Source organism: Nostoc sp., from assembly GCF_036917355.1.
GTDB lineage: Bacteria > Cyanobacteriota > Cyanobacteriia > Cyanobacteriales > Nostocaceae > Nostoc.
Genome location: NZ_JBALDP010000007.1, coordinates 25,727 through 40,437, shown reverse-complemented (window position 1 = coordinate 40,437; position 14,711 = coordinate 25,727). Strand labels below are relative to the sequence as shown.

At 41.6% G+C, this 14,711-nt stretch carries 10 protein-coding genes and 1 pseudogene; 9 read left to right on the top strand and 2 right to left on the bottom strand.

The features are described 5' to 3' along the window. Window positions 1-364 precede the first annotated feature (364 nt). The 4 genes and pseudogenes from V7K53_RS01715 to V7K53_RS01700 all read left to right on the top strand — a co-directional run. Window positions 365-3,658: pseudogene (locus V7K53_RS01715) on the top strand (phycobilisome rod-core linker polypeptide); the annotation flags it as partial. 398 nt (window positions 3,659-4,056) lie between these two features. After that, the gene (gene apcA / locus V7K53_RS01710; RefSeq protein WP_099100538.1) at window positions 4,057-4,545 is read left to right on the top strand and encodes an allophycocyanin subunit alpha; all 489 of its coding nucleotides are present in this window, start codon (window positions 4,057-4,059) and stop codon (window positions 4,543-4,545) included. 65 nt (window positions 4,546-4,610) lie between these two features. Continuing rightward, entirely contained in the window at window positions 4,611-5,099 is a 489-nt protein-coding gene (gene apcB / locus V7K53_RS01705; RefSeq protein ID WP_069068902.1) for an allophycocyanin subunit beta, read from the top strand. Window positions 5,100-5,321: 222 nt separating this feature from the next. Then, a complete protein-coding gene (locus V7K53_RS01700) occupies window positions 5,322-5,528 on the top strand; it encodes a phycobilisome linker polypeptide (protein ID WP_094349821.1) in 207 nt (68 codons plus the stop codon). A gap of 80 nt (window positions 5,529-5,608) precedes the next feature. Here the strand turns inward: V7K53_RS01700 and V7K53_RS01695 are convergent, their stop codons facing one another. After that, entirely contained in the window at window positions 5,609-6,610 is a 1,002-nt protein-coding gene (locus tag V7K53_RS01695) for a hypothetical protein (protein WP_335195949.1), read from the bottom strand. A gap of 502 nt (window positions 6,611-7,112) precedes the next feature. Between V7K53_RS01695 and V7K53_RS01690 the strand changes: the two genes are divergently transcribed. From V7K53_RS01690 to V7K53_RS01670, 5 genes are all read left to right on the top strand, one after another. After that, window positions 7,113-7,883, top strand: coding sequence for a class I SAM-dependent methyltransferase (locus V7K53_RS01690; protein ID WP_335195948.1), 771 nt, complete (start codon window positions 7,113-7,115; stop codon window positions 7,881-7,883). After that, complete coding sequence (locus tag V7K53_RS01685) at window positions 7,880-8,614, top strand: TenA family transcriptional regulator (RefSeq protein WP_335195947.1); 735 nt, start codon at window positions 7,880-7,882, stop codon at window positions 8,612-8,614. Before V7K53_RS01690 ends, V7K53_RS01685 begins: the two co-directional genes overlap by 4 nt. 303 nt (window positions 8,615-8,917) lie before the next feature. Next, window positions 8,918-9,469 carry a heme NO-binding domain-containing protein gene (locus V7K53_RS01680; RefSeq protein ID WP_335195946.1) on the top strand — a complete coding sequence of 184 codons (552 nt, stop codon included), beginning with the start codon at window positions 8,918-8,920 and terminating at the stop codon, window positions 9,467-9,469. A gap of 10 nt (window positions 9,470-9,479) precedes the next feature. Beyond that, window positions 9,480-10,928 carry a sensor histidine kinase gene (locus V7K53_RS01675; protein WP_335195945.1) on the top strand — a complete coding sequence of 483 codons (1,449 nt, stop codon included), beginning with the start codon at window positions 9,480-9,482 and terminating at the stop codon, window positions 10,926-10,928. Between the two features lie 240 nt (window positions 10,929-11,168). Beyond that, window positions 11,169-12,371 (top strand): FtsW/RodA/SpoVE family cell cycle protein, encoded by a 1,203-nt coding sequence (locus tag V7K53_RS01670; RefSeq protein ID WP_335195944.1) that lies wholly within the window; start codon window positions 11,169-11,171, stop codon window positions 12,369-12,371. Between the two features lie 20 nt (window positions 12,372-12,391). Here V7K53_RS01670 and V7K53_RS01665 read toward each other — a convergent pair whose 3' ends face one another. After that, entirely contained in the window at window positions 12,392-14,698 is a 2,307-nt protein-coding gene (locus tag V7K53_RS01665; protein ID WP_335195943.1) for a COG1470 family protein, read from the bottom strand. Between the last annotated feature and the right edge of the window lie 13 nt (window positions 14,699-14,711).

Below are 14,711 nucleotides of genomic sequence, written 5' to 3'. Positions count from 1 at the left end.
TCTGCGCTTCCCTCTGTGCTCCTACCTGCCAGAAGGCGAAGTGCCTATGCGTTTAAATAAAAAAGAAATCAGTAGGCAGTTCCCAACCTACTACTTAGTTACAAAACTTAGACTTAATCTCAGACAAACTGGGGTATGCACTTTTAAGACTGGAGATATTTAAGATACAGGTTCTACACACTTCTTAATAAACCCGCCTTGAGAACGCAAAACGTTCTAATCTAAAAGCTAACTGGGTTAATTTACTGGCAGTTTTGCAGGCAATACTCTCAAGCTCATAAAGCATAGACACACCGATGTGTCAAGCCTCAAAACAATCCAGACTTAACATATAAACGCTTATGATGGGAGTTTTACAAATCCGATGAGTGTTAAGGCGAGTGGTGGAAGCTCGGTTGCGCGTCCGCAACTATATCAAACCCTACCTGTATCCACAATTACCCAAGCAGAGCAGCAAGACCGCTTCTTGGGAAATGGTGAACTAGATGAACTGGCAAGCTATTTTGCATCTGGTGCAAAGCGTCTAGAAATTTCTCAGACGCTGACAGACAATGCCGAGATTATTGTGTCTCGGGCTGCCAACCGGATTTTTGTCGGTGGTTCGCCAATGGCTTTTTTAGAAAAGCCTAGAGAAATAGAAATAGTACCTGTTACTGCTGGTGCTAATGTTCAGCAAGGGATGCAACTAGGAACTGTAACCTACGTTGAAAGTCGTGGTGGGTTCCTAGAAAATTTACGTTCAATATTTAACTCATCCCCCAGCGGCCCGACACCTCCGGGTTTCAGACCAATTAACATTGCTCGATATGGGCCAAGCAACATGGCCAAGAGCTTGCGGGATTTATCTTGGTTCTTGCGCTACGCTACTTATGCGATCGTTGCTGGCGACCCCAACATCATAGCGGTGAATACAAGGGGTTTGCGGGAAATCATTGAAAATGCCTGTTCTGGTGAAGCAACGCTAGTAGCTTTGCAGGAAATCAAAGCCGGGGCACTTTCATTTTTCCGCAACGATGCTGAGGCTACAGAAATTGTGTCTCAGTACATGGATGTTTTGTTAACAGAATTCAAAGCAGCCACACCTTCAAACAAAGTTCGTCAACGCCCTTCTAGCGACCAGCAAGGGTTGCAACTGCCGCAAATTTACTTTAATGCAGCAGAACGGCGTCCCAAGTTTGTGATGAAGACTGGGTTATCAAGTAGCGAAAAAAATGAGGTAATCAAGGCCACATATCGGCAAATCTTTGAGCGCGACATTACCCGTGCTTATAGCTTGTCCATCTCTGACCTGGAATCCAAGGTGAAGAATGGCGACATCTCTGTGAAAGAGTTTGTCCGTCGTTTAGCTAAATCTCCCCTTTACCAAAAACAGTTTTACCAGCCTTTTATTAACAGCCGAGTCATCGAACTAGCTTTCCGTCATATTTTAGGACGGGGGCCAAGTAGCCGCGAAGAAGTACAAAAATACTTCTCGATTATTTCTAACGGTGGTCTACCAGCCTTAGTAGATGCCTTAGTAGATTCTGCTGAATACAGCGACTATTTTGGTGAAGAAACAGTACCCTACCTACGGGGTCTGGGTCAAGAAGCACAAGAATGTCGCAACTGGGGGCCGCAGCAAGACCTGTTTAACTACAGTGCGCCTTTCCGCAAGATACCTCAATTCATTACCACATTTGCGGCTTACGAGCAACCGCTACCAGATCAACATCCCTACGGTTCTGGTAACGACCCCTTGGAAATTCAGTTTGGGGCGATTTTCCCGAAAGAAACTCGCAACCCCAGTACCAGTCCGGCTCCTTTTAGTAAGGATACCAAACGTATCCTGATTCACCAAGGAGCAGGGATTAATAACCAAAATAGTAATCCCAGAGCACGAGGTGAAGCTCCTGGTACTCTTGGTCCTAAGGTGTTTAAGTTAGATCAGCTGCCTGGCACTAGAGGTAAAAAGGCTGCCAAAAATTCTAGCGTCAGATACTCCGAAAGCTCCACGCAAGCATTGATTAAAGCTGCTTACCTGCAAGTTTTCGGTCGCGATCTTTACGAAGGCCAGCGCCCGAAGGTATTGGAAATCAAGCTGGAAAACGGCGACATCTCGGTGCGCGAATTTATCCGTGCTTTGGCTAAGTCGGATGTATTCCGCAACCTGTACTGGTCATCGCTGTATGTTTGTAAAGCGATCGAGTATATTCACCGCCGCTTGTTGGGTCGTCCGACTTATGGTCGTCAAGAAATCAACAAGTACTTTGACATTGCTTCTAAACAGGGCTTTTACGCCGTCGTTGATGCCATTATTAACAGCGTAGAATACAGCGAAGCATTTGGTGAAGATACAATTCCTTACGAACGGTATTTGACTCCTGGTGGTGTATCCGGGCGACAATTACGCGTTGGTAGCATTCGTGATGATATTGCCGCAAAAGTCCAGAAGGAAGTAATACCAAGCTTTGTGACACTGGGTACAGTGACAGAAAAGCGGTCAGAACCAGATATTCAGTTCCGCATTAACCAAGGTGTCAGCAAGCAACGGGAACAGACCAAAATCTTCAAGCTTGTGGCCAATACCAGCGACAAAGTTGCAGTCAAAACTTTGATTAGCGCTGCGTATCGTCAGATATTTGAGCGGGATATTGCACCCTACATCGCCAAAAACGAATTTACCAAATGGGAAAGCAAGCTGGGTAATGGCGAAATTAGTGTGAAGGAATTTATTGAAGGTTTAGGCTACTCTAACCTCTACCTGAAAGAGTTCTACACACCTTACCCCAACACCAAAGTGATTGAGTTGGGAACCAAACACTTCTTGGGACGTGCGCCACTAGATCAAGCAGAAATCCGCAAGTATAACCAGATTTTGGCTACTCAAGGTATTCGTGCCTTTATTGGTGCTTTAGTCGATAGTGTGGAATATAACCAGGTGTTTGGTGAAGATACGGTGCCTTACCGCCGCTTCCCGACCCTCCCAGCGGCAAACTTCCCGAATACGGAGAAGCTTTACAACCAGCTGACCAAGCAAAACGATGACGTGGTTGTACCAAGCTTTAAGCCAGTACAAGCCCGTGTTGGAGTCAGTAACGATACACCGCTTTTGGTACAGGCGATCGCAGATATCGCAGCCCAAACAAATGGTCAGCCATCCTTTGCTGAACTGGGTCGTTCCTACAACGATGCTAGTGGACAAACCGTGGAAATGGGTGTGCGTAAACATGCACGCATTTACCGTCTAACAGAAAACACCAACCAAGACGAAAAACAACAGGCAATCAACGCCATTTATCGTCAAGTATTGGATGTATTTAGCGGTGAAGTGCCCAATAATTTCCGTCGCACTGACCTAGATAGCAAACTCCAAAATGGTGAAATTTCCGTGCGGGAGTTTGTGCGCGAACTAGCTAGTTCCCAAATCTATCGCCAGCGCTTCTTATCACCTTATCCTCATGCCAAGGTCATTGAGTTCCTCTTCCGTCATCTGTTGGGGCGTACACCCGCAACTCAGGAAGAAATTGGCCAATATAACAAGCTGCTAGTCGATAGTGGTTTGTCAGCTGCTGTAGAAGCAATAGTCGACAGTCCAGAATATAGCCGCTACTTCGGTGAAGATGTTGTACCTTACAACCGCTTCCCATCTTTGCCAGTAGGTAACTACCTCGGCAGTGTAGCGGTTGATTAAGCAGTAGGGACTAGGGAATTAGGGAATAGGGTACAGATTATTTACTGTTCCCTGTCCCCTGTAACCTTTCCCCTGTCCCCTTCGTAACCTTTCGTAATACCGCTCTCAGATTGCAGTTAAAACAGTAAATTCTGAAAAGCAATATTACAAAGTATTAAGAGCAGTCATAAATGCTCAACAGAATGCCGGAAAATGTTTTGCGGAAGGTAACTGAGTTTGAAAGCTTGTGTACTAATGTTGACTCAAGCAAACTCGTAATTTTTTAGCCGTAGTAGTTGTAAAACTGTTGTGTCTAAAAGGACGAGAAAACAAACTCAGTAAACCAAACTCAAAGTCGCACCAGTTTAATCAAATCCTGGTTTCATTCGTATTGGAGGAATCCATTAATGAGTATTGTCACGAAAGCTATCGTGAATGCTGATGCAGAAGCCCGCTACCTCAGCCCTGGTGAGTTAGATCGGATCAAGTCCTTTGTTGCAAGTGGCGAGCGCCGTGTGCGGATTGCTCAAGTTTTGTCAGAAAATCGCGAACGGCTGGTTAAGCAAGCTGGCGATCAACTGTTCCAAAAGCGTCCTGATGTTGTATCTCCTGGTGGGAACGCTTACGGTCAAGAATTGACTGCTACTTGTCTGCGTGACCTAGATTATTACCTCCGCCTCGTTACCTACGGTATCGTTGCTGGTGATGTCACCCCCATCGAAGAAATTGGTGTTATTGGTGCCCGTGAACTGTACAAGTCCTTGGGAACTCCGATCGATGGTGTTGCTGAAGGTATCCGTGGGCTGAAGAATGGCTCTACATCATTGCTCTCTGGTGATGACGCTAGTGAAGCTGCTGGCTACTTCGACTACCTAGTTGGTGCCCTTCTAGGATAGGGTAAAGCTGTTTACCTACTTAAACAGAAGTATTGCAATACGGTTGGAAATAAGGAATTAACAACATGGCTCAAGACGCAATTACCGCTGTCATTAACTCCGCAGACGTTCAAGGCAAATACCTTGACTCTTCTGCTTTAGAAAAGCTAAAAGGCTACTTCGCTACTGGCGAACTACGGGTACGTGCTGCTAGCACCATCAGCGCTAACGCTGCTGCGATCGTCAAAGAAGCTGTAGCAAAATCTTTGCTATACTCTGACATAACCCGTCCCGGCGGCAATATGTACACCACCCGCCGCTATGCTGCTTGCATCCGCGATTTGGACTACTACCTCCGCTATGCCACCTACGCCATGTTGGCTGGCGATCCTTCCATCCTAGATGAGCGTGTGCTCAATGGCTTGAAGGAAACCTACAACTCCTTGGGCGTTCCCGTCGGTGCTACCGTACAAGCTATCCAAGCAATCAAAGAAGTAACCGCCAGTTTGGTAGGTTCTGATGCTGGTAAGGAAATGGGCGTTTACTTAGACTATATCTCCTCTGGCTTAAGCTAAGAACTAGTTTGCGCTTAAGAATTTAGGTGCGGCTTTATTAAGGTCTGGAAATCAGCCGTGAGTGCTAGAACGTTATATTGCTTATCTTGGTAAATTATCAGTGATGAGTGTTGGTGGTCTAGTATTGATGTTTGATTTCCAGCCTTTGAATGATTAAAAGATTTGCACTCAAGATTTTGAGATAAAAAAGTTTTCACAAGGTATAAAGGAGATTTTCAAAATATGTCCCGTTTGTTTAAAATTACTGCTCTAGTTCCCAGCCAAACCCGAATTCGTACCCAACGCGAACTGCAAAATACTTACTTCACTAAGCTAGTTCCTTATGAAAACTGGTTCCGCGAACAGCAACGTATTCAAAAAGCAGGTGGCACAATTATCAAGGTAGAACTGGCAACTGGTAAGCAAGGCGCTAATACTGGCTTGTCTTAATTCTGTAAATAGAATATTATTTTAGGGAATTGGTAAGAGGTCGAGAAAGACCTCTTTTTTATGGTTTAGATTTTTGCAAATCAAAAGTTAAACATATTTAAAAGGCGATACCCACGAGTATAAAGTGGAACTGGAGCGTCAGCGTTCTGTCTGTTCTTAACCTGTTCAATAGTTTCATCAAACACAATTAACGTTTCTTTCCCAACCTTCAGCCACTCTTTATAGGGTACGCTCATATCTTCTTCAATACCACCAATATTAGGTGCGACCATTGCCCGGTAAGCTTCATTGAATTTCCTGCGGAACCGGAAATCTACTGAAATTCTTAGACCTTCAGTTTTCCTTCTTACTGTTTGGTGCAATCCACGGGCATCATTAAAGTACATTGTGCCGTGTTGTAGTTGTGCTTCCGTGTAAGAGACAACCATCGGAATATCCCGACCTTCGTCAAAGTCTGACATCACTTGCATAGACTGTAATTCCATTTCGCGGGGCATTTCACCGGCTTCGATGGTGATATTATCGATGTCGCCAAATAATGGTAGAACCACTACAGTTGCATCAGCAGCAACACCTGCCCAGACATCACTGTGGCATTTTGAGCTAGCGAAGGGCAAACCCAATTTCTTGGCGTCAGTTTTGCCGTAGACCATGCGGAGGTTGACTGGTAAATCCACTGCATCAATCAGTTCATTTGCTCCTAGTTGGTAGAAAGCCTCTGCAACGCTTTTTTGAAAGAGGTTAAATGCCAGAGTATGTTCTCGCTTGGGCATTAAAAGACCAGTGCCGGTGTAGTTCGGCAAAGTACTTCTTGCTTCCAGTAGCCGCTGAAGCATTTCAGCTTCCGAAAGAATGATGGGACTATTCAGACACGCTGAAATATAACCCGCAGCAGCAATTCGGATTTGTTGGAATAACTCAGACTTTAATGTATGTTCAAACAGTAGTCGGTACTGTCGCTTTGTAGCAATTTTATCAGCAAGCTCATCAAAGAGGCGATCGCCAAGCTCAGAAAATGCGATCGCACGTTCGTATTGTAAGCGATCGCGCACTGGTGATTCTACTACTAGTTTTTCTAACATTATTTCTTCCAACGTTATTCTAAATCAGCTAAATAACTTATGCATCCAAAGCCATTTCGGTTTCAAAATGAATCTGGCTATTACAAATTAACAAGGTTATTCTCTTTATACTTCGTAAAATATACTGTTTTATTTCTCTTAGCTGTCTTGATTAAAAAGGTTAATTTTAACTTATTTAATAAAGCCTAGATGAAGCTTTATATATAAATGCCAAACTCTTTATATGTAAAACTTCTATTGACTAAGTAACAAGGCAACTTTATAAAGTTAAATACAATTTAACTATTTATATTTAAAGAAACTAACAAGATGGTAATTTCCAGGGCAGCTAATTATTTGAAAAGCCTAGTTATTAAACACAAAATTTGCAAACAAATAAAAATCGGTAAAATCAACCTTATCAGTAAAACAGATTAATTATTAAATGATATATGTTCAGGCATTTTTGTCCGATCGGACTAAATTCAGCAATCATAAATAAAGTATAAAAAAATACTAGTAAATGTCAAATGTGAATCACAAAAACTCAACTAAAAACTTATATAATCGCACAGCATCAGAGTGGGTTAGAGGAGAACCTACTTCCCTATCAGACTTTACAGCCCGCCCTTTTGTACTAGAGCTTTGTCAGCCTGTTGCTGGATTGCGAGTACTTGATATAGGTTGTGGAGAAGGTTATTGCAGCCGAGAATTAAGCCGACGTGGCGCTGCATGGGTACATGGAATAGACCTTTCTGAAAGCATGATTGCAGCTGCAAAACTGCAAGAAATAGAAGATTCGCTGGGTATTAGCTATCAAGTTGGATGTGCTACCAATCTCAAGCAGTTTGATGATGGCGAAATTGACTTAGTTGTTGCAGTGTTTCTATTTAACTATCTAACAATTGCTCAGACCCAAGAATGCATGGCAGAAGTTGCACGCATTCTTCGTCCGGGTGGTCGATTTGTATTTAGCGTTCCTCATCCATCTTTTCCATATATGCGGGAGGCAGCATATCCGTTTTATTTTCAAGTTGAGGGCACAGGTTACTTCAGCAAGCGAGATCAACAGTTTCCTGGTCGTATTTGGAAACGAGATGGCTCTTGGCTAAATGTGCAATTGATTCACAAAACCCTTGAGGATTACTTTAATGCTCTTAAATTTGCTGGCTTCAATACGATGCCAACCTTACAGGAATTGCGTGTGACTCCAGAACATATCGCAATAGATGAATCATTTTTTAGCCCGTTACTTGACCAACCTCTTCATCTAGCCCTACAAATATTACGATGACACAGACATCTTCTTTAGTTAGAAATTCCTTCCGTGAAATAACGATTAATCATCCTCTATGGAATCATGAGTTTCTAATGCGCTGTCAGACTGGAAATTTATTTTTACCAGACGTACAGGTACTAGCTGTTCAGATGTACAAATTCTCCAAAGAATTTAATCGTATTTTGGCTAGCATCTTGTCTTGCTGCCAAGATGAGACCAGTCAGTTAGTCATCTTGGAAAATCTATTTGACGAAATGGGACAGGGAGATGTAACTCAATCCCACCCAGAATTATTTCGTAAATTTACCCGTGCACTTGGTATCCACGACGAAACTCTGGCATCACTACCCACTGCACCTGAAACTCGCGCCCTTATTGAAACCTACTTGCAGATGCCACATAAGTACGGCTATTTAGCTGCACTGGGTGCGGTCTGTTATGCTTCCGAAGGGATTGTTAGCTCACTGTACACGCAACTGTACAAAGGAATTGTTGGCGCTACTCCTTTACCCAAAGAATCGCTGATCTTTTTTGAAGTTCATATTGATGTGGATGATAGTCATGCAGCGAAGCTAGCAGCAGTGATTGAACCTCAGATTACCATGAATGAAGAAGATATTAAGATAAAGCTGGCTATTTCCGAAGCTATGGATGCCCGGCTCCAATTTTTTAACGGTATTCAGCGTCAAATCTCTAAATATAGCTTGTATCCTGATTCATGGCTGCCTTTTGATGAATCTCTGTAGTTAATCTGTCAAGCCGAAATTGATGGGTAAAGAAGTTCGTAGTAAGGACTTTAGTCCTTACTATAAAACCTCAAAACTATCTGAGTAAAACGAATAAGTGAAAATACGGTTGTAATAATGAGTATTTGTAGCATTAAAATGCAAACAGTTTTCCCTATTTTTTTCGGTTTTTAAAGCTGTAATAAAACATTTTAAGATTTAATTACAGAAAGTTTTGTCATTTAAATAATCTTTTTAAGAAATTAGTTGTCGAGTCTTGGCGAATTCACAAAGTAAAATTAGGTGCAGCAAGAGGAGGCTTCCATGTACGGATTAGTGAACAAGGCGATTCAAGACATGGTGTGCAGTCGCTTTGGCGAAGATACTTGGAAAACAATCAAGCACAAGGCAGAGGTGGATGTAGATGTTTTCCTCAGTATGGAAGGCTATCCTGATGACATCACTCACAAGCTGGTAAAAGCTGCTAGTGTCATTCTCGGTTTATCTTCCTCAGAGATTATGCAAGCCTTTGGGGAATTTTGGGTTCAGTACACTGCTCAAGAAGGCTATGGCGAATTGATGGATATGAGTGGAGATGAACTCCCTGAGTTTTTAGAAAACCTTGATAATCTTCATGCTCGTGTAGGAGTTAGTTTTCCTAAACTCCAACCCCCATCATTTGAGTGTACTGATATGGAAGAAAATTCTTTGAGCTTACATTATCGCTCTGATAGAGAAGGGTTAACGCCAATGATTCTTGGACTAGTCAAGGGATTGGGAACCAGGTTTGATACAGAAGTTCATATTACCCAAACCCAAAATCGAGATGAGGGTGCTGAACATGATGAATTTTTAGTGATTTATAAACCAAATTGAGTGCAGTAGCATGGCTCCTCCTCACCTTACACTTTCGCCAGAGTTGCTGGCGAAAGCTTTTCCTTTCCACTTTGCCTTTAACTGTAATCGGGAAATTGTACAAGCTGGTGATGTCTATGAGCGTATTTGTCCTGAAGCATTAGTTGGTAAATTGATTGAGCAGCATTTCCAGATCAATCGTCCAAAAATTCTGGTTGATTTTGATGCGATTAGTAAACAATCTCGTGCTTTGTTTATATTAGAGTTTCTCCACAACGGAATGCATCTCAAGGGTCAGATGATGTATCAACCAGAGGAGGAAGTGATATTTTTTTTAGGTTCTCCCTGGATTACAGATACAACTAGCTTGGCTCCTCTGGGTATAAAACTCAAAGATTTTGCGATTCACGACCCGATTGTTGATTTCTTGTTTCTACTACAATCTCAGAATACTGCTTTGGCTGATGCCAAAAAGTTAACAAGTGAACTGAAACAGCAAAGATCGCAACTACGGAGTGCGCTACAAATCAAGGAGAATTTGGCAGAAATTGCTGAGGCTCAGTCTAAAAAATTGGAAAAATCCCTGCGGGAGTTACAACAAACTCAAGCTCAATTAGTCCAAGCTGAGAAAATGTCCAGTTTGGGGCAGTTAGTCGCAGGAGTCGCTCACGAAATTAACAATCCTGTTAATTTTATTTACGGGAATTTGAAATATGCAAAGGATTATACACAATGTTTGCTGAATCTTGTGCATATTTACCAGCAGTTTTATAGCAATCCCGTGTCAGAAATTAAAGAATACATTAAGGAAATTGAGTTAGATTTTTTACTAGATGATTTGCCCAAAATTCTAAATTCGATGGAAGTAGGAGCCGAAAGGATCTCTGAAATTGTCTTATCTCTGCGGAATTTTTCTCGTCTTGATGAGGCGGAGAAGAAAAGAGTTGATATTCACCAGGGACTAGATAGTACTTTGCTAATTTTACAAAGTCGCTTCAAAGATAGTGTCGATCATCCTGGGATAAAAGTAGTGAAAAATTATGGAGATTTACCTTTAGTAGATTGCTACCCTGGTCAACTAAATCAAGTATTCATGAATATTATCAGTAATGCAATCGATGCGCTCGATAACTATGATAGTAGACGCGCGATCGCAGAAATTCATGCTAATCCTAATAAAATTACAATTACTACAGAAGTCATCGCAACGAACTGTGTAATCAGAATTGCTGATAATGGTTCAGGAATAACAGAAGCAGTTAAGGAACGACTGTTCGATCCATTTTTCACAACTAAGCCAGTCGGTAAGGGTACGGGATTAGGTTTATCAATTAGCTATCAGATTATAGTTGAGAAACATGGGGGAACACTAAGATGTATATCAGAACCTGGGCAAGGAACTGAGTTCTGGATTGAAATTCCCTTATCTATGAACAAACAAGCACTTAATTGCATCAAATCATTAAGTTTAATAAAATAAATACTTTCAGCCAATTTTCGAGCGATCGCTCTTAACTATAGCAATTTTAATTTGTTGGTATAAAATATTACTTTTTCTTGCAGAGTAGAGATTGCAATTTTTCAGAAATATTGAACTAGTGGTGTATTGAAGTTAACAACTCTAATATTTATGGTTGTAAAGCCTACTTATGAGTTATAAGTTATGATTTATGAGTTTTATTTCTAACTCCTAATTTCTAACTTTTTACCTGTACCGATCGTGAATCTACGCCGCCTGATTCCAATTTTTGATAGTTCAGTCTCCAACTGGGCATTAGAAGCGCGGTTGTTGCGCTGGTTAACGTTGATTTGGCTGTTCGTCGGCTTGATCATGCTATTTTCAGCATCATATCCTGTCGCTGATGCCCGTCAGAATGATGGTTTGTACTACTTTAAACGTCAATTGCTTTGGGTCTTAGTTTCCTTAATCGGATTCAATATTATTGTTAATTCGCCGTTGCAGAAAATTTTGGGACTATCCCATTGGTTTTTGTTACTGTTTTTGGGGTTAATTTTTGTCACACTGATCCCAGGATTGGGAAGAAAAGCTTTTGATGCAGCGCGTTGGATTGCGATCGGGCCTATTCCGATTCAACCTTCAGAACTAATTAAACCCTTTTTAGTGTTGCAAAGTGCGCGGCTTTTTGGTCAGTGGGAACGAATTAGTTGGCGGGTTCGCTTCGCTTGGTTGGGTGTTTTTGGTTTGGTACTTTTAGGAATTCTTGCCCAGCCGAACTTGAGTACAACGGCACTTTGCGGTATGACTATCTGGCTAATTGCTTTAGCCGCTGGCTTACCTTACAAATACTTGGGAGGAACAGCAATTGGTGGAGTAATGTTGGCGCTACTCAGTATTAGTATTAAAGAGTATCAACGTAAGCGGGTGATGTCATTCCTCAATCCTTGGGCGGATGCTACAGGAGATGGCTACCAGTTGGTGCAAAGTCTACTAGCTGTTGGTTCTGGTAAAACTTGGGGAGCTGGATATGGGCTTTCTCAACAAAAGCTGTTTTATTTACCAATTCAAGATACCGATTTTATTTTTGCGGTGTTCGCTGAAGAGTTTGGCTTTGTTGGCAGTATGGTGTTGTTGGCACTTTTAGCTATATTTGCCACTCTCGGATTAGTTGTGGCGCTAAAGGCTAAAAATATAGTACATAGATTAGTCGCGATCGGCGTAACGACTTTGATGGTGGGACAATCATTGCTCCACATCGGTGTTGCTACAGGTTCTCTTCCGACTACTGGCTTACCTTTGCCCATGTTTAGTTATGGTGGTAATTCTATGATTGCCAGCTTAATAGCTGCTGGTTTGCTGATTCGGGTAGCACGCGAGAGTAATGAAGCTGAGGTAGTACCGTTGCGAAAACCTCAGCTTGAAAATGGGCGCAGACGCCGAGCTTTTCATAAAACCAGGAATTGAGCTAGCAAATACCCAAAAAGTTACCTCTGAGGTAAGGGAGTCTTAAATGGGCTATTGCTAGGTGGCAAAGTAGGTGGAATTAGGTTAATGCCGGGTATAGGAGTAGGCTCTACTTTTTTGAGCACTGTGATTGCAAATCCTCTTTGCTGGGGTTGTTGCTTACCAGATATATCATTGACTAGCAGTCCGATTTGAGCGGGGAAGGCTTGATTGACTGGAAACTTCGTTGAACCAACTGCTGGAACATCATTGCCGTATGGTAGAAGTTTAACCTGAATATTTTCTCCCTCTACTCTCCAACTCAGAATAGCAGATGTTCCTTCATTGAGAACCAAATTTGGTTGTTCGCTACCGTTGATTTTGAAATAGACAATCTTAAATGGTTTGGGTAATATTGGAATTTTTGATTCAGCTTTTTTAAAACTGATTTTGTCGCTTCCATTGTTAGAAATAGCTTTGATTTCAAATGCAAAACTTCCCACTTTATTTGCTAACAAAGGAATATTTTTACATTGCAGTTGTTGATTTTGTTGTATACATAGTTTTTTAAGTTTAGGGTCTGTAATATTGCCTTGATTAAATTTGTAAGTAACTGGTTCACCATAAGATGTACCATCATCTGCATTGCCAACAATCTGTAGTTGTGACAGCAATAAAGGACGTGCAATTGTCCAACTAAAAAGAATATTTTCACCTTTTGTGTACTGGGGCTTATCTAGCTGAAAATTAACTACTGATGCAATTGGTTTTTCTGCAATTTCTACTTGGGTAGTTTGCGCTGCTACTTGGTTAGTTCGGGAAAATATTTGGATACCATTGCGATAAATGGCTTGTAATTCAAAAGTGTAATTACCTTTTGTTTTCACTCCAGTTTTTACGTTGCTACAAATTAACTCTTGTTTATCTTGTACCTGACAAGGAGGGATTTCATTAGCACTTCCTTTACCCAGTGTTTCAGGAATGCCATTGCTAAAGTCATAAGTAATAGGCTGAATAGGTTGGGAACCTTTAGCTGTCAAAACTAACTTTTTTAACTGTTTATATTGATGAATTTCCCAGTTTAAAGCTACCTCATCACCTTCAGTAATTTGAGAGTCATTTGCACTAAAATTTTCTAATCTCAAAGGATCGGGGTTTAAAATTCGCCAAATGATAAATCCTATCCCTCCCAATAACCCCAAAATTGCCAAAATTAATAGAAGAAATTGCCACCAAGAGCGGGTTTTCCATACCAAAGTTCCTTGAGGCAGTGTGTTCGGTAGGGGTAAATTTTGTTGGTCTTTGATATCGAGTTGAAAGTTGATCGCTAACCCTGCACCAAACCACGGTCGTCGCCACCAAGGCTTGGGTTTGACTGTCAAATTAGCCACAGCACTTCTATTGGGTAATAATCTGACTTCCGTAGGATCAAATTTGTAAGTATATAGTTCTTCTTCGTCTCGACTTTTTAAGTTTAATATTAGTTCGCGGACAATATTGCCCTGGTTAGCTAGTGATAATTCGTACTTGCCAAGGCTACGGCTAACTTGTCCCAAGATGGTATTAAGTTGTATATCTAAGCGATAATTTGTCGGAATTTGGATATACACCAAATCCAGCAGTACTAAATCTGGAGAGTTCTCTGAATATAAGCGGATTGTCGGCGAATAGCTTCCCGCAAGGGTATCCCCAGGTGGGTGAAATTTCAACAATATTTGACCTTGAGTACCAGGATTGAGTTCTAGTGCAGTCACGTCAGACACTAATCCTGGCCCCTCAAATCCAGTTGCAGGATAATTAATTGTGAACCAGTCATCGTCTAAATCTGGACAACTCAAGCGAAATCTGTCTACGAGATAAGAGCGATTATCAACTATTACCTCTACTTGCAGAGGCTCACTAGGATTGAAAATTAACGGTTTGTTGGGGTTGGTGTTAGGTCTAATAGAAAATGTCGGGTCGTTCACCCGAATTGCGGTCTGTTCTTTTAGCAGAACCTTAATTTGGTTTGGGAAAGTTATAGGTGTGTCTTGTGGATAATGTAGAGGAGAATCAACGACTAATGTATAGTCATAGGTTCCTGGGAGAGCATTTGCGGCGATTTGAAACTCAAATCTTACTTCGTCACTATTTTGCCCTGGAGCTAATGCTAAACTTTCTCTGGGAGAACTAGACCAGCCAGTTAAATTTTGAAATACTTCATCAAAAACAAAATATAAGTCAATAACCGCACTTTGATTTCCCTGATTGATTACAACAATATAGAGTTCAATCGTATCTCCTGGCATCCCAAATTGAATTCCAGGTGGGTTGATAATAACTTGCAGTGGATTGAATTTAGCTTGCATGTCATTGATTCCC

Bases quoted from the DNA above. Each gene is read 5' to 3' on its own strand.
- apcB (WP_069068902.1), top strand. From the start codon at position 4,611: ATGGCTCAAGACGCAATTACCGCTGTCATTAACTCCGCAGACGTTCAA.
- V7K53_RS01680 (WP_335195946.1), top strand. From the start codon at position 8,918: ATGTACGGATTAGTGAACAAGGCGATTCAAGACATGGTGTGCAGTCGC.
- V7K53_RS01695 (WP_335195949.1), bottom strand. From the start codon at position 6,610: ATGTTAGAAAAACTAGTAGTAGAATCACCAGTGCGCGATCGCTTACAA.
- V7K53_RS01685 (WP_335195947.1), top strand. From the start codon at position 7,880: ATGACACAGACATCTTCTTTAGTTAGAAATTCCTTCCGTGAAATAACG.
- apcA (WP_099100538.1), top strand. From the start codon at position 4,057: ATGAGTATTGTCACGAAAGCTATCGTGAATGCTGATGCAGAAGCCCGC.
- V7K53_RS01700 (WP_094349821.1), top strand. From the start codon at position 5,322: ATGTCCCGTTTGTTTAAAATTACTGCTCTAGTTCCCAGCCAAACCCGA.
- V7K53_RS01665 (WP_335195943.1), bottom strand. From the start codon at position 14,698: ATGCAAGCTAAATTCAATCCACTGCAAGTTATTATCAACCCACCTGGA.
- V7K53_RS01675 (WP_335195945.1), top strand. From the start codon at position 9,480: ATGGCTCCTCCTCACCTTACACTTTCGCCAGAGTTGCTGGCGAAAGCT.
- V7K53_RS01690 (WP_335195948.1), top strand. From the start codon at position 7,113: ATGTCAAATGTGAATCACAAAAACTCAACTAAAAACTTATATAATCGC.